The sequence below is a fragment of the Enterovibrio norvegicus DSM 15893 genome, from assembly GCF_900115495.1.
GTDB classification, from domain to species: domain Bacteria; phylum Pseudomonadota; class Gammaproteobacteria; order Enterobacterales; family Vibrionaceae; genus Enterovibrio; species Enterovibrio norvegicus.
Genome location: NZ_FOWR01000009.1, coordinates 40,743 through 65,303 on the forward strand (window position 1 = coordinate 40,743; position 24,561 = coordinate 65,303).

Annotated in this window: 23 protein-coding genes; 16 read left to right on the forward strand and 7 right to left on the reverse strand. The window is 48.7% G+C overall.

The genetic code is table 11. The features are described 5' to 3' along the window. Positions 1–7 precede the first annotated feature (7 nt). From ccmA to BM082_RS07405, 10 genes are all read left to right on the forward strand, one after another. Positions 8–622, forward strand: coding sequence for a cytochrome c biogenesis heme-transporting ATPase CcmA (gene ccmA, locus BM082_RS07360; protein ID WP_074926217.1), 615 nt, complete (start codon positions 8–10; stop codon positions 620–622). Further along, a complete protein-coding gene (ccmB, locus tag BM082_RS07365; RefSeq protein ID WP_017014199.1) occupies positions 622–1,290 on the forward strand; it encodes a heme exporter protein CcmB in 669 nt (222 codons plus the stop codon). Before ccmA ends, ccmB begins: the two co-directional genes overlap by 1 nt. A gap of 31 nt (positions 1,291–1,321) precedes the next feature. Then, positions 1,322–2,059 (forward strand): heme ABC transporter permease, encoded by a 738-nt coding sequence (locus BM082_RS07370; protein ID WP_017009393.1) that lies wholly within the window; start codon positions 1,322–1,324, stop codon positions 2,057–2,059. 2 nt (positions 2,060–2,061) lie between these two features. Beyond that, positions 2,062–2,268, forward strand: a complete 207-nt coding sequence (gene ccmD / locus BM082_RS07375; RefSeq protein ID WP_017009394.1) for a heme exporter protein CcmD — start codon at positions 2,062–2,064, stop codon at positions 2,266–2,268. Then, entirely contained in the window at positions 2,265–2,744 is a 480-nt protein-coding gene (ccmE, locus tag BM082_RS07380) for a cytochrome c maturation protein CcmE (RefSeq protein ID WP_017009395.1), read from the forward strand. The genes ccmD and ccmE overlap by 4 nt, the downstream gene beginning before the upstream one ends. Next, complete coding sequence (locus BM082_RS07385) at positions 2,744–4,720, forward strand: heme lyase CcmF/NrfE family subunit (RefSeq protein ID WP_074926220.1); 1,977 nt, start codon at positions 2,744–2,746, stop codon at positions 4,718–4,720. The genes ccmE and BM082_RS07385 overlap by 1 nt, the downstream gene beginning before the upstream one ends. 2 nt (positions 4,721–4,722) lie before the next feature. Next, a complete protein-coding gene (locus tag BM082_RS07390; protein WP_017016068.1) occupies positions 4,723–5,277 on the forward strand; it encodes a DsbE family thiol:disulfide interchange protein in 555 nt (184 codons plus the stop codon). Then, positions 5,277–5,765: a cytochrome c-type biogenesis protein gene (locus BM082_RS07395; protein ID WP_017014196.1), complete on the forward strand. Its 489-nt coding sequence runs from the start codon at positions 5,277–5,279 to the stop codon at positions 5,763–5,765. Before BM082_RS07390 ends, BM082_RS07395 begins: the two co-directional genes overlap by 1 nt. Further along, a complete protein-coding gene (gene ccmI / locus BM082_RS07400; RefSeq protein ID WP_074926223.1) occupies positions 5,762–6,979 on the forward strand; it encodes a c-type cytochrome biogenesis protein CcmI in 1,218 nt (405 codons plus the stop codon). The genes BM082_RS07395 and ccmI overlap by 4 nt, the downstream gene beginning before the upstream one ends. A gap of 73 nt (positions 6,980–7,052) precedes the next feature. Continuing rightward, entirely contained in the window at positions 7,053–7,841 is a 789-nt protein-coding gene (locus BM082_RS07405) for an MlaA family lipoprotein (RefSeq protein WP_074926226.1), read from the forward strand. Between the two features lie 99 nt (positions 7,842–7,940). Here BM082_RS07405 and BM082_RS07410 read toward each other — a convergent pair whose 3' ends face one another. The 4 genes from BM082_RS07410 to BM082_RS07425 form a co-directional block, all read right to left on the reverse strand. Next, positions 7,941–9,257, reverse strand: coding sequence for an outer membrane protein transport protein (locus BM082_RS07410; protein ID WP_074926229.1), 1,317 nt, complete (start codon positions 9,255–9,257; stop codon positions 7,941–7,943). 319 nt (positions 9,258–9,576) lie between these two features. Continuing rightward, positions 9,577–10,851 carry an outer membrane protein transport protein gene (locus tag BM082_RS07415; RefSeq protein WP_074926234.1) on the reverse strand — a complete coding sequence of 425 codons (1,275 nt, stop codon included), beginning with the start codon at positions 10,849–10,851 and terminating at the stop codon, positions 9,577–9,579. A gap of 230 nt (positions 10,852–11,081) precedes the next feature. Then, positions 11,082–11,804 carry a DUF3379 family protein gene (locus tag BM082_RS07420; protein ID WP_017009403.1) on the reverse strand — a complete coding sequence of 241 codons (723 nt, stop codon included), beginning with the start codon at positions 11,802–11,804 and terminating at the stop codon, positions 11,082–11,084. Further along, positions 11,791–12,366 (reverse strand): sigma-70 family RNA polymerase sigma factor, encoded by a 576-nt coding sequence (locus tag BM082_RS07425; protein ID WP_074926237.1) that lies wholly within the window; start codon positions 12,364–12,366, stop codon positions 11,791–11,793. Before BM082_RS07425 ends, BM082_RS07420 begins: the two co-directional genes overlap by 14 nt. Before the next feature lie 728 nt (positions 12,367–13,094). Between BM082_RS07425 and fadI the strand changes: the two genes are divergently transcribed. Together fadI and fadJ are read left to right on the forward strand one after the other, a co-directional pair. Next, complete coding sequence (fadI, locus tag BM082_RS07430; protein ID WP_017014189.1) at positions 13,095–14,405, forward strand: acetyl-CoA C-acyltransferase FadI; 1,311 nt, start codon at positions 13,095–13,097, stop codon at positions 14,403–14,405. Continuing rightward, on the forward strand, positions 14,405–16,561 hold the full coding sequence (gene fadJ / locus BM082_RS07435; protein WP_017009407.1) for a fatty acid oxidation complex subunit alpha FadJ: 2,157 nt from the start codon (positions 14,405–14,407) through the stop codon (positions 16,559–16,561). The genes fadI and fadJ overlap by 1 nt, the downstream gene beginning before the upstream one ends. A 73-nt stretch (positions 16,562–16,634) precedes the next feature. Here the strand turns inward: fadJ and BM082_RS07440 are convergent, their stop codons facing one another. Continuing rightward, positions 16,635–19,409 carry an insulinase family protein gene (locus BM082_RS07440; RefSeq protein WP_026025071.1) on the reverse strand — a complete coding sequence of 925 codons (2,775 nt, stop codon included), beginning with the start codon at positions 19,407–19,409 and terminating at the stop codon, positions 16,635–16,637. Positions 19,410–19,549: 140 nt separating this feature from the next. Between BM082_RS07440 and sixA the strand changes: the two genes are divergently transcribed. Beyond that, positions 19,550–20,038 carry a phosphohistidine phosphatase SixA gene (gene sixA, locus BM082_RS07445; RefSeq protein WP_074926240.1) on the forward strand — a complete coding sequence of 163 codons (489 nt, stop codon included), beginning with the start codon at positions 19,550–19,552 and terminating at the stop codon, positions 20,036–20,038. A 106-nt stretch (positions 20,039–20,144) separates the two neighbouring features. Here sixA and smrB read toward each other — a convergent pair whose 3' ends face one another. Then, positions 20,145–20,675, reverse strand: a complete 531-nt coding sequence (gene smrB / locus BM082_RS07450) for an endonuclease SmrB (protein WP_074926244.1) — start codon at positions 20,673–20,675, stop codon at positions 20,145–20,147. Between the two features lie 134 nt (positions 20,676–20,809). On the opposite strand from smrB, the gene prmB reads away from it, so the two are divergent. Continuing rightward, positions 20,810–21,742: a 50S ribosomal protein L3 N(5)-glutamine methyltransferase gene (gene prmB / locus BM082_RS07455; protein WP_074926420.1), complete on the forward strand. Its 933-nt coding sequence runs from the start codon at positions 20,810–20,812 to the stop codon at positions 21,740–21,742. Positions 21,743–21,971: 229 nt separating this feature from the next. Beyond that, positions 21,972–23,057 (forward strand): chorismate synthase, encoded by a 1,086-nt coding sequence (gene aroC / locus BM082_RS07460; protein WP_017009412.1) that lies wholly within the window; start codon positions 21,972–21,974, stop codon positions 23,055–23,057. Between the two features lie 94 nt (positions 23,058–23,151). On the opposite strand, the gene BM082_RS07465 is transcribed toward aroC, so the two are convergent. Further along, positions 23,152–23,811, reverse strand: coding sequence for a trimeric intracellular cation channel family protein (locus BM082_RS07465; RefSeq protein ID WP_017016076.1), 660 nt, complete (start codon positions 23,809–23,811; stop codon positions 23,152–23,154). Positions 23,812–24,036: 225 nt separating this feature from the next. Between BM082_RS07465 and BM082_RS07470 the strand changes: the two genes are divergently transcribed. Then, entirely contained in the window at positions 24,037–24,561 is a 525-nt protein-coding gene (locus tag BM082_RS07470; RefSeq protein ID WP_074926249.1) for an elongation factor P hydroxylase, read from the forward strand.

The window sequence follows — 24,561 nt, forward strand, 5'->3', positions numbered from 1 at the left end:
AATCGCTATGTTGGAAGTGCGTCAACTAAGCAGCATCCGTGATGAGCGAGTGTTGTTTGAAGACCTTAATTTTACCGTGTCGCCCGGTGATCTTGTTCAGATAGAAGGACCGAATGGCGCGGGTAAAACAACCCTGCTTCGCATTATTGCGGGACTGGGATTGTCAGAGTCTGGTGACGTATTTTGGAACGGCAGCTCGGTCACGAAAGCCAGAGAAGAGTTCTACAGTGATCTCTTGTTCTTGGGGCATAGTACAGGTGTTAAGCGTGAGCTAACGGCTTACGAAAATTTGGCGTTTTACCAGAAAATGCACGGTACTCCCGATGAAAATCGCCTTTGGGATGCACTCGCCCGTGTGGGGCTAGCAGGGCGGGAAGACGTTCCAGTCGCTCAATTATCGGCGGGACAGAATCGACGTGTTGCATTGGCTCGACTTTGGATCAGTGAGTCTTTACTTTGGATCCTTGATGAACCACTCACAGCCATTGATAAACAAGGTGTTAAGGTGTTGGAACAGCTATTCCAGAAACACGTTGATAACGGGGGCATAGTGCTGTTTACCACTCACCAAGATATGTTCCACGATAACCCTAAACTCCGTCGCATCACTTTGGGGGCGTAATGGGAAAGGCGTTATTTGAACTTATCCATCGTGAACTCTTGGTGGCTTTCCGACGTCAGTCTGACATGCTGAACCCGCTATGGTTTTTCATCATTGTCATCACTTTGTTCCCGTTGGGTGTCGGGCCAGGGCCTAATCTGCTTGCAGAGATTGCACCGGGTATTATCTGGGTTGCAGCATTGCTGGCGGCAGTCGTCTCACTGGAACGGCTCTTTCGTGACGATTTTGTCGATGGTTCACTAGAGCAAATCTTGCTGATGCCAGAACCGCTTCCGGTCTTAGCGTTTGCAAAAGTCGTTGCGCACTGGCTGCTGACGGGCTTGCCGTTATTGATCATAAGCCCGCTTCTAGCAGTATTACTTTCATTAGATTGGCCGACATACAAAGCCGTGGTGTTGACGTTACTGTTAGGAACACCAACGTTGAGCTTTTTGGGCGCAATAGGTGTGGCATTGACCGTTGGCCTGAGAAAAGGTGGCGTGCTTGTGAGCTTATTGGTGCTGCCGTTGTTCATCCCGGTCTTGATTTTTGCTACATCTGCCATTGATATGGCAGCCAATGGATTTCCGATTGACGGGCAACTCGCCATTCTTGGTGCGATGTTGGCTGGGTCGGCAACCCTATCACCTTTTGCAGTGTCAGCGGCACTGCGCGTGAGTGTTCAATAATTCTTATAATTTACTGAGAGCGGTAATAGCAATGTGGAAATGGCTTCATCCCTATGCCAAACCCGAGGCAACCTACCAGCTGTGTAATACACTGCTGCCGTGGTTCTCTGTGCTGGCATTGTTGTCCTTGATTACGGGTACGATTTGGGGGCTTGCGTTTGCGCCTTCTGACTACCAACAAGGTGACAGCTTCAGGATCATTTACATCCATGTGCCTGCAGCAATTTGGTCGATGGGTGCGTATATGTCGATGGCAATCGCTGCCTTTATTGGCCTTGTTTGGCAAATCAAAATCTCTGACTGGGCTGCCGCTGCGATGGCTCCGATTGGCGCTGTATTTACCTTCATCGCGCTGTTAACTGGTGCGGTATGGGGCAAGCCGATGTGGGGTGCTTGGTGGGTGTGGGATGCGCGTCTAACCTCTGAGCTTATTCTGCTGTTTCTCTACCTGGGTGTGATTGCACTGTATAACGCGTTTGACGATGAGCGTACCGCGGGTCGTGCAGCTGGCATTCTCGCTATGGTGGGTGTGATTAATCTCCCTATCATTCACTTCTCTGTGGAGTGGTGGAATACCCTTCACCAAGGCGCAACCATCACTAAATTTGCGAAGCCTTCTATTGCCTCAGACATGCTTTGGCCATTGTTGCTGAACATTTTTGGGTTTGCATTCTTCTTTGGTGCATTAACCTTGATGGGGCTGAAAAACAAAATTCTTCAGCGTGAAGCGCATCGCCCTTGGGTGCGTCAATTGGTAGAGCGAGGATAATCATGCATTTTACTTCCTTCTCAGCATTCTTAGACATGGGCGGCTATGCCGCTTATGTGTGGAGTTCTTTCGGTATTACGTTTGGTGCCTTGTTGTGGTTAGTTATTTCCGCCCACCTGACACGCCGTAAGCTCTTCAATGACATTAAAAATAGAGCCGCCAGAGAGCAGCGCATCAAAAATGCCCAAAATATGGAGAACACATTATGAACCCAAGACGCAAAAAACGATTAGGGCTGGCTCTGGCCTTAGTATTGGGCGTAGGTGCGACGATTGGGCTTATGCTGTATGCGCTGAATCAGAATATGGATTTGTTCTACACGCCAACGGAGTTGGTGAACGGTAAGCCTGACGGAACCAAACCTGAAGTTGGTCAGCGTTTGAGAATTGGTGGCATGGTTGTCACTGATTCCGTTCAGCGTGATCCAGACTCTCTCAAAGTGAGTTTTAAAGTGGCCGATGTTGGCCCACAAGTTACCGTTATTTTTGAAGGTATCCTTCCTGACCTGTTCCGTGAAGGGCAGGGTATTGTGGCGCAAGGCGAGTTGGTCAATGCCAACACCGTTAAAGCGCACGAAGTGCTCGCAAAGCACGATGAAGAATACATGCCACCCGAAATTGCAGAGGCCATGAATAAAAACCATCAGCCTCTTGAATACACAGAGCAACAAAAAGGTAGCTACTAATGATTGCTGAACTGGGGCATTTTGCCCTGATCATCTCCCTCGGCTTTTCGGTGCTGCTGAGCATCTATCCGCTGTGGGGAGCGCAGATCGGAAACCAAGCCATGATGCGTTCAGCGCGTCCATTGGCGATTGGCATGTTCCTCATGCTACTGATGTCATTCTTCGCGTTGAGCTGGGCGTTTTACGCCAATGACTTCACCGTTAGCTATGTCGCGAGTAACTCTAACAGTGCATTGCCTTGGTATTATCGCCTCACCGCGGTATGGGGTGCTCACGAAGGGTCTTTGCTGCTTTGGGTTCTGATCCAAGCGGGTTGGACACTTGCCGTTGCTCTGTTTAGCCGTGGTATGCCGCAAGAATCAGTCGCGCGTGTATTGGCGGTGATGGGCATGATCGGCGTCGGTTTCTTACTCTTTATTATTCTGACGTCAAACCCCTTTGACCGCACCTTGCCTTACTTCCCTGTCGATGGTCGTGACCTTAATCCGCTATTGCAAGATCCGGGTCTGATTGTTCACCCGCCAATGCTGTACATGGGTTATGTCGGCTTCTCCGTTGCGTTTGCGTTTGCGATAGCGTCCTTGATGGCGGGTCGTTTGGATACTGCGTGGGCGCGTTGGTCTCGTCCTTGGACAACCGCTGCATGGGTCTTCTTGACGATTGGTATCGCACTGGGCTCTTGGTGGGCGTACTACGAACTCGGCTGGGGTGGCTGGTGGTTCTGGGATCCAGTAGAAAACGCATCATTCATGCCTTGGCTAGCGGGTACGGCGTTAATGCACTCCCTCGCGGTGACTGAAAAACGTGGCACCTTTAAAGCGTGGACGGTATTGCTTGCGATCTCTGCGTTCTCTTTGAGTTTATTGGGTACCTTCCTTGTCCGTTCTGGTGTTCTGGTTTCGGTGCACGCGTTTGCATCAGATCCAACCCGTGGTCTCTTTATTCTGGCGTTCTTGGTCGCGGTCATCGGTGGTTCATTGCTGCTTTATGCACTCCGCGCGTCTGAAGTGCGTGTCCGGGGCAATTTCGAATTGGTGTCCCGTGAAAATGCGTTATTGGCAAACAACATTCTTTTGATTGCAGCCCTCGTGGTTGTGCTGTTAGGAACCTTGCTGCCATTGGTGCATAAGCAAATTGGTTTGGGTTCTGTCTCTATCGGCGAACCGTTCTTTAACTTGCTTTTCACCTGGTTGGCTGTGCCATTTGTGTTCTTGTTAGGTATTGGTCCACTGGTTCGTTGGAAACGCGACAACCTGAAAACCGTCAAGAAAGAGCTGATCATCTGCGGCATTTTGTCGATTGTTGGTGGTATTGCTCTGGTCGCTATTTTCGCGGATGCCTTCATGCCACTTGCAGCGCTAGGTGCAGTGATGGGGTTGTGGATTATCCTGACGCAATCGTTCGAAGTGTACCAACGTGCAACACATCGCGATGATTTCATGGCGGGTGTTCGCAAGCTAGGTCGCAGCCACTGGGCCATGATATTTGGTCATATCGGTCTTGCTGTGTCGATTCTTGGTATCGCGATGGTGCAGAACTACGACATCGAACGCGATGTGAAAATGGCACCGGGCGACACGGTAGAAATTCAAGGGTATCACTTTAATTTCGCGGGTCTTCGCGAAAAAGATGGCCCGAATTATGACGGTTACATCGCCGACTTTGATGTTTACCGTGGCGATCGTCGCATCAATACGCTGCACGCAGAAAAACGTTTCTACAACGTACAACGCTCGATGATGACAGAAGCTGCGATTGATCGTGGTATCACGCGTGACTTGTACATTGCGATGGGTGAACGCTTGTCTGATGGAGCGTGGGCCGTTCGAATTTACTATAAGCCATTTGTTCGTTGGATTTGGTTTGGTGCGGTATTGATGGCTGTTGGCGGTATCTTTGCCATGTCTGATAAACGTTACCGTTTCAGACAGAAATCGACATCGGCGATCAGCGCCGAGCCAGCGAAGGAGATTTAAGGGTGAAACGTCCTTTATTGTTTATCCCATTGGCTCTCTTTATGGTGCTTGTGGCGGTGTTTTTTGTTCAGCTTGGTAACAATGCTGACGGTGACGACCCCACTAAACTAGAGTCTGTTTTGGTAGGAAAACCGGTTCCAGAATTCCGTTTGGAAGATTTGGCCGAGGCTGGAAAGCTTTATGACCAGAGCGTTTTCCATGGGCAACCTTTATTGCTCAACGTTTGGGCGACATGGTGTCCAACCTGTTACGCCGAACATTCATTTTTAAATGAATTGGCAGGCGACGGTGTGAAAATCATTGGTCTTAACTACAAAGATGATCGTGTTAAAGCGATCGGCTGGTTGAATCAATTGGGTAATCCTTACTTGATCAGCTTGTTTGATGGTAACGGCATGTTGGGGCTGGATCTCGGTGTGTATGGCGCGCCTGAAACGTTCCTCATTGATGCGAACGGTACTATTCGTTATCGCCATGCGGGTGATGTAAACACGCGCAATTGGGAAGACACCTTGAAGCCGATTTATGACCAAATGTTGGCGGAGGCACAAGGATGATGAAACGTATCCTGTTGCCGTTAATTCTGGCAGCGAGTGCAGTATTTTCTGTGTCTGCAGCCATCGAGGTTTATGAGTTTGATACACCAGAGCAAGAAGCGGCGTTTCACCAGTTGGGGAAAGAGCTTCGTTGTCCTAAGTGTCAAAACAACAACATTGCGGATTCCAATGCAGGTTTAGCGCAAGACCTTCGTGCCAAAGTGTATGAGATGCTCAAACAAGGTAAGAACGAAGACGAGATCGTAGAGTACATGGTTGCTCGCTATGGCAACTTCGTGACGTACAATCCGCCGCTTACCGCATCAACCATGATCCTATGGGCTGGTCCGCTATTGTTTGTGATTGGTGGTTTTACCGTGTTGGTAATGCGCAGTCGCAAGAGCCCGAAAGTGGTGAAAGACACGGCATTAGACAGCGAAGAGCAAGCAAGGCTTGATGCGTTGCTCGATGAGCACAACTCAGAAAAGAAAAAGGATGACCAAGCATGACAGAAACGATGTTTTGGCTGATCACTGCCTTGATGATGCTGGTATCCATTGCAATATTTGTGTTGCCGATTTATCGCGGGAAAGACCAAGATGAAGAAGCCAGCCGTGATGAGTTGAACAAAGCATTCTTCCGTGATCGTATGGAAGAAATTGAGGAAGAAGCGCAAGAAGGTTTGATTGAAAACCAGGGTGAACTTGCTGTTGAACTAAAACAATCCTTGCTTGATGACATTCCAACGCAACAAGCCGTCACTGAAAGAATGAATACAGTGTCAGCGATGATGCTTGCACCGGGCGTGTTAATTTTGGTGATACTGAGCTACTTCCTCTACAACACTTTTGGTAGCTACGGTGCTGTGGTGTCATGGCAAGAAACCACGAACAACTTGCCAGAGCTGTCCCAGCGCTTGATGTCGGAATCACAAGAGCCGCTGACCGATCAAGAAATGGCTGACCTCACGCTAGCACTCCGTACCAAGCTACAACAAACACCTGATGATGCAATGGGTTGGCTGTTGCTGGGTCGTATTGGTATGGCGAATCGTGATATTCAGACAGCAGAAGGTGCCATGGCGAAAGCGTATGGCCTTTCTCCTGAGAATAGCGACATCAAGTTAGGTTACGCACAATCGCTGATCTTTTCGGGTGACGAAACCAACGTGACGAAAGCACGTGGTCTACTTCGTGAAGTCATTAGAGAAGATCATGCGAACATGCAAGCATTCTCATTGTTAGCATTTGAAGCATTTGAGCGAGGTGCTTATGATGAGGCAATTGCAGCTTGGTCAACCATGAAGAAATTGTTGCCTGAAAATGATCCGCGTATTGCGATGTTAGAGCGCAGCATTGCTCGCGCAAATACGCAAATGAACGTGGGTTCAGGTCAGAAAGTGTCTGTGACTGTCACGCTGGATGAAGATGTCGTTCTTCCCGAGCAAGGTGTATTGATTGTCTCCGTGCATTCAGCAGACGGCGCTCCAATGCCGATTGCAGCGAAGCGATTGCCTATCAATCAGTTTCCACTGACCGTCGAACTGACAGATGCTGACAGTATGATCCCTGAGCGCCTCATGTCATCATTGCCTGAAGTCTTGGTGAAAGCACGTATTGACCATGATGGAAACGTCATGACGAAAGACGGCGATTGGTTTGGAGAAACCTTGCCGTTTGCGTTAGGTGGACAGTCGCAAGTAGTGATTAACCAAAAGTATTAACTGATTTATACTTTCTGGTAACAATTGAAACAGGCTGGTGCAAACCAGCCTCTTTTTTGGAAATAATAATACAATGTGGAAAGGCTTTATACTGGCAGTAGGTCTTGTGGTGGGGTTGAGCGGATGTGCTCAAACACCTGAAGAGAATACTGCTGACGCAGAAACGAATGCGGAAACACACGTTGCGCACCCTAACGATCCGTTTGAAGGGTTTAACCGCGCAATGTGGACGTTGAATTATGATTACCTTGACCCGTATGTCGCACGCCCAGTATCAGTGGCGTATGTTGATTACGTGCCAAGTTGGACACGAACAGGTATCTCAAACTTTATCAACAACCTTGAAGAGCCTGCGAGCATGATTAACAGCCTTATTATGCTGGAAGGTGAAGACGCGCTTGTACACTTCAACCGATTCTGGTTGAACACCGTCTTTGGTCTGGGTGGCATCATCGATCTTGCTTCGGCTGCTAACGTCCCTAAACTCAGTGACCGACAGTTTGGTGATGCGATGGGGTATTACGATATTGGGCAAGGCCCTTACATCATGGTGCCTGTCTACGGCCCAATCACGGTACGTGAAGGGGTAGGAGATACAGTCGATGGGTTGTTCCCACCATTATCACTGCTGACGTTCCCGCAATCAGTGATCAAATGGGCGCTAGATGGCATGGAAACGCGCGCAGCATTGGTGAAGCAAGAAGGTATTCTTGAAAATTCGCCGGACCCGTATGCGTTCACGCGTGATGCGTATTTGCAAAATAAAGCCTTTAAGGCGCGTGGCGGTGAGGTTGAAATCGACGCTGATCAAGAAGACGATGAATATCTTGAAGAATTGATGGACGAGATTGACGCTTACTAAGACGCTGCCGCCATCTCTGTATCGAACAAAAAGCCACTCGACGGAGTGGCTTTTTTTGTCTGCTAACGTTGAGCTTACACTCAAACTCTCAGTTGACGCTTAGAAGCGGTAGCTCGCTTGAACACCTGCTAGCCAAACGCTGCCAGAGGTTTTACCTTCAAATGACCCGCCGAAAAGCTGACCAAGTTGATCTGATGCAACATGATCACGAGGCTCTTTTACAGGGGCTTCTTTTGCAAAGATATAGGTGAAACCTGCATCTAGCGTTAGGTTTTTAGACCACTCGTAACCCGCACCTAGGCTTAGCCATAGACGGTCAGTTTCAGGAATGGTGATAGTACGGTTCGCATCATCTACCGCTGATGTGTCGTAAGCCACACCTGAACGAAGTTCTGTTTTGTCGTTTAGCTGGTAGGTCGCACCAACTGCAACGCGGTAGTTGTCACGCCAATTCTCTTCTTTCACCATTTGAGTTGGCTCAGACAGCGAAGGAATGTTGGCTTCTAGTTTTTCAAATTCGCTCCAATCAGTCCAATTCACGCTTGCGTGAACAGCCACTTTTTCGGTGATTTGGTGAAAGCTTGCAATTTCTGCTGTAGCAGGTAGTCCCAACTCCATGCTACCTGGCAATTGACCTGTTGTTGTGCCGAAAGACAAGCCAGAAGCATGACCAGCAAGCTTTAGATCAACCGCAGAACGGTAGTTGAAACCAATTCGGTTTGAATCGTTGAGCTGCCATGCTGCACCTGCTTGCCAACCCCAAGATGTGTCATCGCCTTCCATGTATTTAAGCGTCGTACCATTTGGTACAACAGCGAACCCGCCTTGACCATTTGGCATTAGGGTCGCTGAAGAGCTTTTCGCTCCAATGCTGCCTTCACCCATCACAAAACGGACGCCACCACCAATCGAGAACTGGTCGTTAATGCGGTAAGCCACATTTGGGTTGATTTCAACGGTGGTGATTGAGGCTTCGTTACCGAATTGCGTGCCTTTAAAATTGTCGTCCAACTTGGTGTTCATGCCGAAGTTAGAGGCTAGCGCAAGACCAAGAAATACTTGTTCATTGACTTGGTGAGATACATAGAAATTTGGAACGACAGCAGCATCAGCAAAATCTTTAGATGATGTTTGCGTCTCGTTACCGAAGAATGTTGTCGTGCCATCTACATCGACATTCGGGTCAACGTAGATCATGCCCGTCGATACTTGTGTACCTTCAAGGTACGTCAGCATTGCAGGGTTGCGGAATTGTGCAGCAGCGTTATCTGCCATCGCCGCTTCACCCGCGTATGCGCGGCCTAGACCAGTTGCTGAATACTCAGCAAGCTGGAAACCTGCCGCATAAGCAGATGTTGAAGAAAGAGAGCCAAGAGCGGCTGCAATAGCCAAAGGTAGAATTTTATTCTTATTCATAATTCATCGATTGCTTTTTTAGGTCGCTACAGGGTACTGAGGGAACGATAGGTTGCAATTTAGAATTGTTGATGACTCATTATTTAGGATTATATTTCGTTATGATGTTCTGTAGCGGTGATAACAACTGTTAAATACGCATCAGGTTACACATGTACGCTGAAATTGAGCGAACACGTGTACATATTATTTGAGGCTAGATTGGCGAAGTGTAAGCTGAAAATGTCATTATTATCGCTGGGTTAGTAAAGGGTGGTAGTGGTATAGAAAACAAAAAGGGAGCCTAAGCTCCCTCCTTCAAATGGTTTGTGCAGCGTGATTAGAAACTACGGCTGTATTGTAGGCCCATCAAGATTGCATTTGCTTGCGTCGTCGCTGTTACTGATGACAAGGTGCCCACGCCTTCGATCGCTGTTTCTTCAGAAACAGAGACTTCATCACCCATCAAGTAGGTAATACCGAAGTCGATCGATGATTTTTGATCGATATGGTAAGTCACACCTGCAGACAGCCATTGGCGGTCTGAGTCTGGTACTGAAATTGAAGTAAGTTCATCTTGCGCGCTGGTGTCATACATGTAACCAGTACGTAGTGTCCAATTGTTGTTCAGGTAGTAAGTACCACCAATGCTGTAGTGCCAACCATCTTGCCACTCATAAGGCTTGTTGTAAGCGCCTTTAAGTACGCTGTCTTGAAGGTTATCAAAGCCGATTTGGTCAAACGCACCCCAACCGATGTATTGCACGCTGTAGTGCACAGCGAACTTGGTGTCTTCGATTTTGTGGAAACCAGAGAACTCAGCAATGTCTGGCAAAGGCAGTGTAATTGTTTGGCCTTTGTCGTCTTTAGCTTCAAACTCAGGACTGTAACGGTAAGAGAAACCAAAACGGTTGTTTTCGTCCAATTCGTAAACAGTACCGACGTTAAAGCCAACCGCAATACCGTCTGCCCCATCAACATTTAGCAGGTCTTGTCCACCAACAAGCATTACTTTATCGCTTGCCGTGCGCTTCATAGTGCCTTGACCATAGATCACATCAACACCCGCACCAAAGCTCCATTGATCGTTTAGGCGGTAAGAACCTGCGATACCAAGGTTGAAACTCATCACATCGGTTAGACCGCCGTACTCAGAAGCCGCATAGTCATCAGAGAACTCTGTTTTGGTACCAAAGTTAGAGTAAGCGTTAAAACCAACCGCAAACTTTTCATTGATAGGCATGATCAGGTGGATGTTTGGTGCGATGGAAGTGCCGCCAACATAATCAGTATCTTGTACATCGACAGGGTTTCGGAACTGTTCTGGAGTAGCGTTACAAATAGTTCCGCAGTAGGACGCATCTTTAACTTCAATCATTGTTGTGATGCTTTCAAAGCCGATAGAGAAAGCATTCTCATCGAATAATGCCATCGCTGCTGGGTTACGCGCCATCACGGCTGCGTTGTCCGCGATAACCGCATCACCCGCAAATGCACGGCCAATACCGGTTGCTGATTGAGCGTTTAACTGGAAACCAGCGGCGAACGCTGATGTAGAACTTGCCGCAACAGCCACTGCAATAGCTGAACGAATAAACAGACGCTTCTTATTCATAATGTGAATTTATCCAAATGAATTTATTGTAATTTTGTTTATATGGGCTTTATAAAGCCGCGCGGATTCTATTGTGTAGGATAAAATTTTGAAATCTGACCAGTTATGAGACGCTGTCTTTTTTGTGCGTTATGTTTTCTTAGTTGATTGTTTTATAGATAAAAAAAGGGAGAAGCAGGTGCTTCTCCCTTTTTGTGTAAATGAATGTTTTATCGCAAAGTCTGCCTAGTTTATGCTTTTTGATTCAAATGCTTTTTCAGAGACTCAGCGAGAGGAAGAATGTTTGACCCTTCTTCACCCACAACAATCACGCTGCTGTTGTTTGCCGGTAGCGAAATGGCTTCCATATTACCGTCGCTAAACGTTTCCATTGCTGGCGATTTTTGCGGCACGACAAAGACTGTGAAATCTTCGCCATTCTCTGCTTTTAGCACCATGTGTACAGCATGCTGATCGTCAAAGCTGCAATGGTTCAAGTAAGCGACTTGGCCGGGTAAATTCCCGCTAAAGGTGTTGCCTAAAGGTGCAAGCTTTGCATTCACCTGTTGGAGGCTTGCACCTTCGTTAGCAGCGAGCGCGAAACCTTCTTCATGGTAGTAATGCTGAAGCGCAATTTGCCCTAGGCTTTGGTCACCTGGCAAAACAGGTAAGTTCGACCAATTAAACTGACCAAGCATGATGCCAAATACAAACGCAATGGACGCGGCAATGGCCAAGTGAAACTTGGGTTGGCGCTTTTCTCGAACAACATCGCTGGTTTGCTTAAACAATACTTTATCGACTAGGTCGTCTGGCACGTCAACTCTCAATGCCTGATCGATCATCGCATCTAATTGCTCTAGCTCTGAAGCAAGGCTCTGGTTTGCGGTTGAGCTACGCTTGGCATCAAGCAACTCAGGATCCTGGTCTTGGGGGTCGGCGAGAAGACGGCGACGAAATTCAAGATCGTCCATTTTGCGCTCCTCTTTGTGGGGTGTTTTGAGTATCCATGAACTCTTTTAATTGATTGCGCGCTCGAAAAAGACGAGTCATCACAGTGTTTTTGTTCAAGTCCAATATATCTGCAATTTCTTCGCCGCTGAATCCTGCCATGACCTGAAGCACTAATGGTTCACGGTATTCGGGGGCAAGACGCATAATTTGTTTATGCAGCCACTGCTGCTCTACCGACGCTTCTTCGCTCGGCTGGGTATTGTCTGCTACTTGATGATCGTCAATATCAACCAATTCTAACTGCTTACGTTCGAATCGGCGTGCGTTTTCTCGACGGAGAATGGTGATTAGCCATGCTTTCGCCGCATTATCATCTTGAAGGCTATCGAGCGATCGCCAAGCACGTAGACAAGTTTCTTGTACCAAATCTTCCGCCACATGTTGGTCTTTGGTAAGCCAATATGCGTAGCGATAGAGATCCCTGTGCCAAGCTCTCACGAGCGCTTCGTATCGTCTTTGTTTTTCCATATCAGTAGAGACCTGCGTATCTTCGGTTTTATTTCGAAGTTTTTTCAAAACCATTCAGACTATCCTTAGCTCTTTGTTATTTCGCAATTAAAGACAGCCATTAGGTGACGATGAGGATGACGCTGTAGCTTGCGAGCATGATTCATTGACGATGTAAGTGTAGTTTTTTCTGTCAATTTATCCTTGTTCTTCTCGGTGTTAAATATTCTAACAGTGAGATTGTGTATTTTGAGAGCAATTGATTGAAATGCATTGTTAGTGGTACGGAAATCTCTCAACTGGAGCTATGTGTATAGATGCGTATATTTTGATAGGGGAAATGTTCGAGTGGAAAGGCCTCGTTTGGCAGGAAGCGTTACAGGGCAATGGTAATGACAATTCTTTTGTTTTTGTGCTGATGAAGAATTGAACCAAACATTGATCTGCTTCAAAAAGACGCGACGCTTGATGGGTATAGTAAGCACTGTCATCTGGTAGCGCATTGATAGACCCGTTGGTTTACCGGCCCGTGAATGTGCGACACCGTGTTGAGCAAGATGACAACTTCCTTTTTTGAAGGCTGACTTTACTTTCTCCTCAGGTTTTATACCTGATTTGCAATTGGCTTTACGTTAATTGAATTCTACGTGATTGCTTTCCACATACGTTACCACACCCATTCGGTGTGGTTTTTTTTTGCCTGTGATCCCAGACTGAAGAACAATTTAAAACGGACGTTTTAATTTAATAACAAATTGGTTACACTTTTCTGGTCTGACCTCTAATTCATGCAAGGAGCAGCAATGAACTCTCCCCAGAACCTGACTACGCGTCAAGGTGAACGTATCGCGGTTGTCGCAGGGCTTCGAACGCCTTTCGCGCGACAGTCTACAGCCTATGCCGATGTCCCGGCCGTCGACCTCGGCAAAATGGTCGTTAGCGAAATGCTGAATCGTACTGCCATTGACCCCAAGTTGATTGACCAACTTGTTTTCGGGCAAGTTGTGCAAATGCCAGAAGCGCCCAATATTGCGCGTGAAATCGTGCTGGGTACGGGCATGAACATTCACACTGACGCTTACAGTGTCTCCCGTGCCTGTGCGACCAGCTTTCAATCTGTCGTGAATGTCACGGAGAGCATCATGTCTGGCACTGTCGATATCGGTATTGCTGGCGGTGCGGATTCTTCTTCTGTCTTGCCGATCGGTGTGTCGAAGCACCTCGCGGCAACCTTGCTTGCGCTCAGCAAAGCAAAAACCATGAGTAAGCGCCTTAAGCTTCTGAGCAAGCTATCGCTTTCAGATCTTGCACCTGTTCCGCCAGCAGTTGCTGAATATTCAACAGGCTTGAGCATGGGACAAACGGCGGAACAAATGGCAAAGAGCCATCAAATCAGCCGTAAAGAGCAAGATGCATTGGCGCACCGTTCTCATACCTTGGCGGCGAAAGCTTGGGCGGATGGTTTGGTGCGTGATGAAGTCATGACTGCTTTCCCTGAACCTTACCGTGCGTGGATTGATAAAGATAACAACGTACGTGAAGACTCGACCTTAGAAGGTTACGCCAAATTGCGTCCTGCGTTTGACCGTAAACATGGCTCAGTGACAGCAGCCAATGCCACACCATTGACGGATGGCGCTGCCGCAGTGATGTTGATGCGCGAAGGCCGAGCAAAGGAATTGGGTCTGGAGCCATTGGGTTACATTCGCTCTTACGCCTTTGCTGCGATTCAAGTTGAACACGACATGCTGATGGGGCCGTCTTACGCCACACCGATGGCACTTGATCGCGCCGGCATTACCTTGTCTGACTTAACCCTGATCGACATGCACGAAGCCTTTGCGGCACAAGCGTTGGCGAACGTGAAAATGTTTGGCTCTAAAACGTTTGCAGAGCAGAAGCTCGGACGCAGCCAAGCGATTGGTGAGATCGACATGGACAAATTTAACGTGCTTGGTGGTTCTATTGCTTATGGTCACCCATTTGCAGCCACAGGCGCACGCATGATCACTCAAACCTTGAACGAGCTTCGTCGTCGTGGCGGTGGTTTGGCATTGAATACAGCCTGTGCGGCTGGTGGACTTGGCGCAGCGATGATTTTGGAGGCAGAATAATGAGCGAACAAACGACAAATACGTCCGCACCAGAATCGACGGAAACCCCATCTACACCGTCAGCATTTTCACTGCGCTATGCGGATAATGGGATTGCTTGGCTGGCGATAGACGTGCCGGGCGAAAGCATGAACACGCTTCAGGCGACCTTTGCCGATGAAATCAGTGAGATTTTAACGGAGCTGGAAGGGAAGTCTGATGTGAAAGGCCTCGTACTGCATTCAGCGAAACCTGACAACTTTGTGGCAGGTGCGGATGTTCGTATGCTGGATGCTTGTAAAACCGCAGAAGATGCACAGGCCATTGCAGAGCAAGGGCAGAAGCTGTTCTCTCGCCTTGAAGCGCTGCCATTTCACGTCGTTGCCGCCATTCATGGTCCTTGTTTGGGCGGTGGCTTGGAGCTGGCGCTGGGCTGTCATAGCCGCGTCGCGACTGATGACGACAAAACCCGTATTGGTTTACCAGAAGTACAACTAGGTCTATTACCAGGTTCGGGCGGCACACAACGCCTGCCGCGTTTAATTGGTGTGGCGGGTTCACTAGACATGATCCTGACCGGCAAACAGCTTCGTGGTAAGAAAGCGAAGAAAATGGGCGTGGTTGATGACTGCGTGCCACATTCAGTGTTGCTGCAAGTGGCGGAAGAGTTGGCCCTCAAGAGTAAGCCAAAGCGCACGAACAGCTGGCAGAGCTGGGCGATGGGCGGCAATGCGTTGGGTCGCACCGTGGTTTTCGATCAAGCTGCGAAGAAAACGCGTGAGAAAACCCGCGGAAATTACCCTGCGACGGAAGCGATTCTCGACACCATTAAATACGGTCTCGACAAAGGCATTGAAAAAGGCCTGGCTCGCGAAGCGAAGCATTTCGGCCAGTTGGTCATGAGCACGGAATCGGCGGCGCTTCGTAGCCTGTTCTTTGCAACCACGGCAATGAAAAAAGAAACTGGTGCAGATGCAGAGCCTGAGAAGGTCACGGGCGTTACTGTGCTAGGTGGCGGTTTGATGGGCGCGGGCATTGCGAATGTTTCTGCGACGAAGGCAAACGTGCCGGTGCGTGTGAAAGATGTCAGCAATGATGGCCTGCTCAACGCCATGAACTACAGCTACAAGCTGCTAGAGAAAAAGCGTAAGCGCCGCATTATTTCAAAAGCGCAGCTTCAAGAGCAAATGGCACGCATCAGTGGTTCAACGGATTACAGCGGTATGAGCCGCACAAACGTTGTCATTGAAGCGGTGTTTGAAGATCTTGAGCTGAAACACAAGATGGTTGCCGAAGTTGAAGGCGCGTTGGGTGAGAACACAATTTTCGCTACCAACACCTCGTCACTGCCTATCCATCAGATAGCGGAAGGTGCTGCACGACCAGAGAACATTGTTGGTCTGCATTACTTTAGTCCTGTCGATAAAATGCCGCTGGTGGAAGTCATTCCTCACGCTGGCACCTCTGAAAAAGCCGTTGCAACGGTGGTGAAACTGGCGAAGAAGCAGGGCAAAACACCGATTGTTGTGGCGGATAAAGCGGGTTTTTATGTAAACCGCATTCTCGCGCCCTACATGAATGAAGCGGCGATGACCTTGCTCTCAGGTGAAACCATTGAGCATATCGACAATGCATTGCTTGATTTCGGCTTCCCTGTGGGGCCTGTGACCTTGCTGGATGAAGTCGGCATCGATATCGGTGCGAAGATCAGTCCAATATTGCTGAACGAGTTGGGTGAGCGATTCCGTGCACCAGACGTATTCGATGTGATGCTGAATGACGGCCGTAAAGGGCGCAAGAGCGGCAAAGGTTTCTACCAGTACAATGGTAAGAAAAAAGAAGTCGATAAGCGCGTCTATGGCTTACTAGGTGTTGAACCCAAGAATCAGCTAAACGGTCATGAACTGGCGCAGCGTTGTGTGTTGATGATGCTGAATGAAGCGGCGCAATGTCTGGATGAAGGCGTGGTGAAGTCCGCGCGTGATGGCGACATTGGTGCGGTGTTTGGTATCGGCTTCCCGCCATTCTTGGGTGGCCCATTCCGCTATATGGATCAGATCGGTACAAAGCGTTTGGTGGAATTGTTAGAACAACATCATGCCAAATTTGGTGAGCGTTTTGCGCCGTGTCCATTGCTGAAAGCGATGGCGGCAGAAGAGAAACGTTTCTTCGAGTAGGGCGCGACACACTATCTGCTAAATAACAAAAAGCCCCGGAAGTCGGGGCTTTTTCGTATCACTCATCAGGTCTTTACGGCCGTTCTAATCGGTTGCGACGGAAGGCGGTAATCGAATCAATTTCGTGCGTTTCTTCTGGGAAGCATTGCCCTTGATGTGCGCCGCCACAACTGTGCATCACTAACCTATCAGCGGTACGCGGCTTGAGCTTATCGACAACGAATTTAATCATTTCAGCGCGACTCATTTGACGAATTTCTTCGGCAACACGACGACGCTGAGAAAACGTACCGTCCTTGTTGCCAATACTGATCCAAAGTCGCTGAGCACGCGCGCGCAAGTTGGCATCTGGCTCTTCAATTTGTGCAATCAAGCCTTGTTTGCTGGCTTGCCATTGCGCTTCGCTAAGTTCCATCAACACCAGGAAGAACGCATTGAGGAAATCATCAATCGCTTCCATCAGCTTGGTTGGCCCAGCTTGTGGCGACTGCACATAAAAAATCAATCCTGGGTGGCGGTTGAGCGGCATGTTGCCCGACCCAACCATGTACCCGAGTTGTTGCTTGGTGCGCAATTCATTGAAGAATATCGCTGACATGAGGTGCTGCGCGAAGGTGTGCATGGCCACATCTTCCGCTTCTGTGCCATGGCTTTGGTAATACACCAATACTGCGGAATCTTGGCTTTCACAATCGAGATGATAAGACGCACTGCCGACGTTGTTCAAAAGAACAAGCGGGCGTGTGGATTCTTGATAGCGTTGATTGTGAACGCGCAGTGCATCTTTGATGGTGTCTGCCAGTGCCAAGGTTTGTTGTTTCTGCCAATTGCCATACACAAACATTTCGACATGCAGCTCAGACATGACTGATTGGACAAAGTCCGGAAGTTCAGAAACCTGCAACGGAATGAGCGCGTCAATCATTTGCTCATACGTCGGGTTGTTCGGCTGTAAAATGCCCGTCATCGCATTGTATAAGCGACTAATGGGCTTGTTCTGCGTGGCGTTCTTCCAGCTTCTCAGTAACTGCGTTTTGATGATGTCGAAACGTTCTGGTTTGAAATCGCGATGGGCGAATTTCTCCAAAACTAAATTCATCAGCAGTGGCAGCTTTTCGTTGAATCCACTGAGCTTAAGCGTGACACCGCCTTGGTGCGCATACAGGTTGTAATTTAATCCGGCCACTTCTGCGGGGTAGGCAATTTCGTTGATGGCCTCTAAGAGCATCTCAACACTGACGCGTGTTTTCACGATGTTCTCAACGGATTCGACAGCATGTGGGCTGTCGATAGCCACGTAAACGACCCCTTTGGGGACGCGGTATTCTGTGTCCTGCAAATGCCACAAACAAAAGCCGGGCAGCTCCTGAATCTTCTCAGGTTGCTGGGTGTCTGGGGCTTCGAGTTCAATAGGGTCAAGATCATAACTGATATAAGGGTTGGTTTCCGGCAGGGTTAAGGTGCTGGAGATCAGTGCTGAGTGCCATTTTTCAAGCTGGCTCTCGGTAATGGGCTTGACGCTGTAAGGGGTGTCATACCAATTTGCTTGTCGGTCGTGCTTTCCGCCTTTCGCAATCAAAGTCAGTCGCATGTGTTCAGGCGACAAGTAATTGAGCATCTCCCGAATCAAGGCTTCATCAAACCCTTGCATCATATAATCGCCATAGAGCGTATCGTCTGTCGCGTAGTGCTGAAGGTTCAACACCATATGGCTAACGGTGTCTAGCGGTCGGGAAGGCTCTTGATAGCGAAACGCCATTTCCTGCACGGCGCGTTTTTCTGCATAGCGCCAATCGTTCAACCCTTGCTCTTTGATGAGGTTAATCGCTTGGAAGATATACATGACGATGGCGTCGATTTTGCTCAAGCCGATTTCAGTCAAACTGACACTGACGGTGAATTCGCGGAAATTGGATCCACTGATCCCGCCACCAGCAGACAGGTTGTTGATGTAGCCTTTGCTTTTCAGCATCGACATCACGCTGCCAGAGCCTTCGTACCCCAGTAAGTGTGCAATGTAAGACAGGGGCTTGATGCGATAGTGTTTGTCTGTTTCAGGCAGCGAGAAAGCCATGGTCAGCTTGCGCACATCCTTCAAGGGTTCAATGGTGATGAATTGCTTTGTCTGCGCCTTGGTGACAAACGGAACGTCTGGGATGAAAGGCGCGAGATCTAAATTGGGGATATCTTCGAATACGTCACGCGCCAATACTTCCAGCGAATCTAGCGTGAAAGGGCCAGTGATGGAGGCTGTCATCAAATTGGCGCTGTAATGTTTTTTGTAAAAGGCGATCAGTTCATCACGCACTGTATTGCCTTCGCGATCGGCGAGGGTGTCAGCACTGCCGACCGAGAATTTCGAAAAAGGGTGTTCGGGGTTGATGGTCTCTTTCTGCACTTGGTAGATACGACGCACATCGTCTTGCAGCTTGAGCTTGTATTCGGAATCAACGGCGTTGCGTTCTTTATCGACAGCATCGGCATTGAACAGCGGTGCGGAGAAAAACTGCCCGAATCTATCCAATGCTTCATCGAAGTAATCATGCTGAATATCGAAAAAGAAAGAGGTGTTCTCGGTACCTGTCCATGCATTGTTGCTGCCACCGTTGCGGCTAATGAAAGATTGGAACTCTCCAACAACAGGGTAGCGCTCTGTGCCTAGAAACAGCATGTGCTCGAGGAAATGCGCCAGGCCTTCGCGATCGGCGGGATCGCAGAAGTGTCCAACATTCACGGTTAGGGCAGCAGCGCTGCGTGGTGCTTGCACATCTTCGATCAATAATATCCGTAATTTATTGTCGAGAGTGATGTGTCGGTAAGCACGATGATCGTTGGGACTTATTTGCACAAGGCACCTTCACTGGTAGGGGCAAGGTCTTAATTATGACCAGCGAAGTACATTGAGGCAAACATCTGTGCGCTTTATCGTTCCCGAATGCCGTAGAGACTGATAGCATTAACGAAATTGCAGAAACCAGCAGTATAAATATGCACATTTACATTATGCGCCATGGCGAGGCTCATGCCTTCGCTGCCAGTGATGAAGAACGTCAACTCACTGAGTTGGGGGAACACCAATCTGCAGCCATGGCGAAATGGCTTGCAGGGCAGTTACCAACAGGCACGTTAGATATCGTGCTCGTGAGCCCTTACATCCGTGCGCAGCAAACATGGCAAGCCTGTGAGAAGCTTTTACCTGCAGCAACCAAAGTGCTGACAGATGAAGGCATCACGCCATACGGTGACAGTGAAGACGTCGCAGCATATTTACGTGCGCTTATCGCGGTTGATAAGCCTGATTCGGTGCTGGTGGTCTCTCACTTGCCGCTTGTAGGGTATTTAACCGCAGAGTGGTCGCCAGGCATGCAACCACCTATGTTCCCTACATCATCGATGTCTTGCGTGGAATATGATGTTGAGACCGACAAGAGTAATGTACTTTGGCTAAAAACACCGTCTCAAGTGATGAATGGTTAGTCAGCCTTAAGAAATGGTTTTAAACGCAGTAAAAAACGCCCGATTGGGCGTTTTTTTGTGTTTGTTTTTGCGTCTCTATATAGCTTGGCGTTGGGTCAGTAAGCGATTAGCGCTCTGGAATTTCAATCAACACCAACAATGCGCCCGCTCCACCAAACTCTAAGGGGGCTTGATGGAATGCCAACACGTCTGGGTGTTGTGCCAGCCATAGGGGCGTTTTCTGTTTAAGGATGTGTTTGCCGATGCCGTGCATCACACACGCGCAGCTCACGCAATCTTTAATACATGCGGCAATCAACGCGCCGAGTTCACGCTTGGCTTCCAGTTGTGTCATCCCGTGAAGATCTAAGAACATGTCGGGTACATAGACGCCGCGACGAAGGCGCTTCACTTCATATTTAGAGACCCCGAAACGTGCGTATTGCGTTGGGCCTTCTTCTTTCAGCAGTGGTTCAAATTCGTCAGAAAAATAAAACGAATGGTCACGTGCGGAAGAATCGGAAAGCTTCGCTTTAGATTGCGCGGCTGTCTGGCGTCTTGGCGGGTTTATGGTATCCTGCTGCAGTTTTTTAACGCCTTTCACCGCATCGCGGAACGCCGAAAAATCGTCGTCTGAGATCGGGGTTTTCTTACTCATAAATCAATTCCAAATATCGATAGGCGCATTGTACCCGAAAAGTGCTTAATGTCTCGCTGTCGGATTTGGAATTGTCTCAACACACAGCGCGGGCTTGTGGTGGGTGAAGGCGATATAGGCTAGTGGAGGCCATTTTGGACAAGATTATTGTTGATGAAGTTGTCAACGAACTACGTACGCTGCAAGACATGCTACGTTGGACGGTAAGTCGCTTTAACGCGGCAGGATTGTTTTACGGTCACGGAACGGACAACGCATGGGATGAAGCAGTGCAACTGGTGTTGCCAACCCTTTACCTGCCTATTGATGTACCAGCAGAAACGCGTCATTCACGCCTCACTACCAGTGAGCGTCACCGCATTGTTGAGCGTGTTGTTCGTCGTATTAACGAGCGTACGCCAGTGGCTTACTTAACCAACAAAGCGTATTTCTTCGGCCTTGAGTTTTTCGTGGACGAACGCGTTCTTGTGCCTCGTTCGCCAATCGGTGAACTGATTGAAAATCGCTTCGAGCCTATGTTGTCTGTTGAACCAACACGCATCATGGATTTGTGCACAGGCAGCGGTTGTATCGGTATTGCGTGTGCATACGCCTTCCCGGATGCAGAAGTTGACTTGGTGGATATCTCAACAGATGCGCTGGCAGTGGCTGAAATCAACATTCAAGATCACGGTATGGAGCAGCAAGTTTTCCCTCTGCGTTCTGATTTGTTCCGTGATTTGCCAAAAGATAAATACGACCTGATCGTGTCGAATCCGCCGTATGTGGATGAAGAAGACATGGGCTCCTTGCCTGAAGAATTCCGCCACGAGCCAGAATTGGGCTTGGCAGCAGGCAGTGATGGCTTGAAACTGATGCGCCGCATTATTGCGAATGCACCAGATTACCTTACCGAGCAGGGTGTGCTGATCTGTGAAGTGGGTAACTCGATGATCCACGTTGATGAGCAATATCCAGAATTGCCGCTGACTTGGCTAGAATTTGAGAACGGCGGCCATGGCGTGTTCATGATGACTTACCAAGATTTGGTGAGTGTTGCTGACGAGTTTGCTCTCTATAAAGACTGATTCAAACGGCGTTGACCGCATATAGACAAAAAGGCTGAAAACAACAGGTTTCAGCCTTTTTTGTTTTTATGTGCCAATTTATCGACATTTCATCAAACGCTGCCTTTTACACGGCGAGTTGACCGCGACGGCGATAAAAAGCTTTTGCTTCTGATGCGCGGTTATGTTTCATTAACTGCTATGCAGGAATGACGAAACACATGCAGTCAGTAAGAAGACAGAGGAAGTAATGGCAGGCAATACAATTGGTCAAGTTTTTAGGGTAACCACCTTTGGTGAAAGTCATGGATTGGCGTTGGGCTGTATTGTGGATGGTTGTCCGCCAGGGCTTGAAATTACAGAAGCCGATCTTCAAGTTGACCTAGACCGTCGCCGCCCAGGCACGTCGAAGTACACAACACAGCGTCGCGAAGCCGACGAAGTGAAATTCCTTTCTGGTGTTTTTGAAGGCCAAACGACAGGTACGTCGATTGGTATGATCATCGAAAATACCGATCAGCGCTCGCAAGATTACTCAAAAATCAAAGACCGTTTTCGCCCAGGCCACGCCGATTACACATATCACCAAAAATACGGTGTTCGTGATTACCGTGGTGGTGGTCGTTCGTCTGCACGCGAAACCGCGATGCGTGTTGCTGCGGGTGCAATTGCAAAGAAATACCTCAAGCAAGAATACGGCATTGAAGTGCGTTGCTACCTGTCACAAATGGGTGATGTAAAAGTCGAACAGGTTGATTGGGATCAAGTGGAACAAAACCCGTTCTTCTGCCCTGACGTGAACAAATTAGACGCGCTAGACGAGCTTATCCGTCAGCTTAAAAAAGAAGGCGATTCCATTGGTGCGAAACTGACGGTCGTTGCGAACAACGTGCCTGTTGGTTTAGGTGAGCCAGTATTCGACCGCTTAGATGCAGATATTGCTTACGCATTAATGGGCATTAACGCTGTGAAAGGCGTGGAAGTGGGCGATGGCTTTGATGTTGTGAATCAACGCGGCAGTGAACACCGTGATGCGCTGACGCCAGAAGGCTTTAAAACGAATCACTCCGGCGGTGTATTGGGCGGTATTTCTTCTGGCCAAGACATTGTTGCACACCTTGCGTTGAAGCCAACGTCGAGCATTACCATCCCTGGTGAAACTATCAATGTGGATGGTGAAACTGTGGATGTGATTACCCGTGGTCGTCATGATCCTTGTGTAGGTATTCGTGCTGTGCCGATTGCAGAAGCCATGGTTGCTATCGTTTTGATGGATCACTTGCTTCGCCACCGTGCTCAAAACTCGGGTGTGACAACCACAACACCTAAAATCTAACAGAAAGGCCCCAGGTGCGAGACTCTTGGGGCTTTCTAAAACGAAAAGGGCTGGCAGTGTAAACTGCCAGCCCTTTTCGTATTGGTCGCTTTTTCTAAGACCTAGGCCCTTCTTTTCCAAGGACCTTTGGTTCTTCTTCCGCAAAGCTAAACACCGGCAAGCGCCAACTGAATTTCACCGCTGCCATGCGGAAGGTGAAACCCAACACCAGGGTCGACAAGGTTGCGGTGTTTTCGCTGATGCCAAATTGTCCGCCGTGCGTGATGAGCGCCCAGTAAACCCAGCCCGCTAAAAACGCGACAGATGCATAAAGCTCTTTGTGCAACACCATAGGCTGCTGGCGACAGATGAGATCACGCAGTAAACCACCAAAGACACCTGTTACCAGCGCAGATACCACACAAATCAACGGGGACAAGCCCATGTCCATGCCGACACGACAACCAATTATGCTAAACGCAATCAAGCCGAGGGAATCAAGCCAAACGAACAGTTTGTGGTTACGAGCAACCCATGAGGCAAGCCATGTGGTGACGATACCAGCGACACAAACGATGACGAGATAGTGCGGGTTAGCGACCCAACCTAAAGGATAATGACCCAATAAAATGTCACGCACCGTGCCGCCGCCGATCGCAGTAGCGCTTGCAACCAACATGACGCCAAACCAATCCATATTTCTGCGACCCGCAGACAGTGCGCCCGTCATGGCTTCCGCGGTGATACCGACAATGTACAACGTAGACAACAACATGATGCTTATTCAATAAGATGCGTTTAAAGGAGAATATGGCGCGATTGTAGGTGTGACAGCTTTCTCAATCCAATGAAAAGCTGTGAACTCACGCATGAATTAGATTCATGCTTTTTGGGTGTGAAACGGGCGTTTTAGGCCATTATTGCAACGACAAGACCTGTTTTGGCAGGTACAATGCCGCCCGACTTAATTTGCTGTAACTGATTGTTCACATTTATCACGATGCAACACGACTATAACGACCTAATCCACGTTTTTAATCAAACGTTTATTGATTCCTTCAACACTGAATTATTACTCGGTGGGGATGAGCCTATTTATTACCCTGCGGATGCGCAACACCCAAAACATCGCATCATTTTTGCACGAGGCTTTTACGCTTCCGCGATGCATGAAGTGGCGCATTGGTGCATTGCGGGTGATGAACGTCGCTTATTGGAAGACTATGGCTACTGGTATCACCCTGATGGCCGCGATGAAGCAACGCAAGCGGAATTTGAAAAAGTAGAAGTGAAGCCACAGGCGGTTGAGTGGATCCTGTCTGCAAGCTGTGGTTTTCGTTTCCAAGTTAGCTGCGATAACTTAAGTGGCGCTGAATCAGACCGCGCTGGGTTTACCGCAAAAGTGCGTGAGCAAGTGCTGGTGTATTTGCGTGATGGCATGCCATCGCGTGCAAAGGCCTATTCAGACGCACTGAGAACGTTTTATAATCAGCCTCCTTTGACTGCATCCGATTTTGACGCCTGA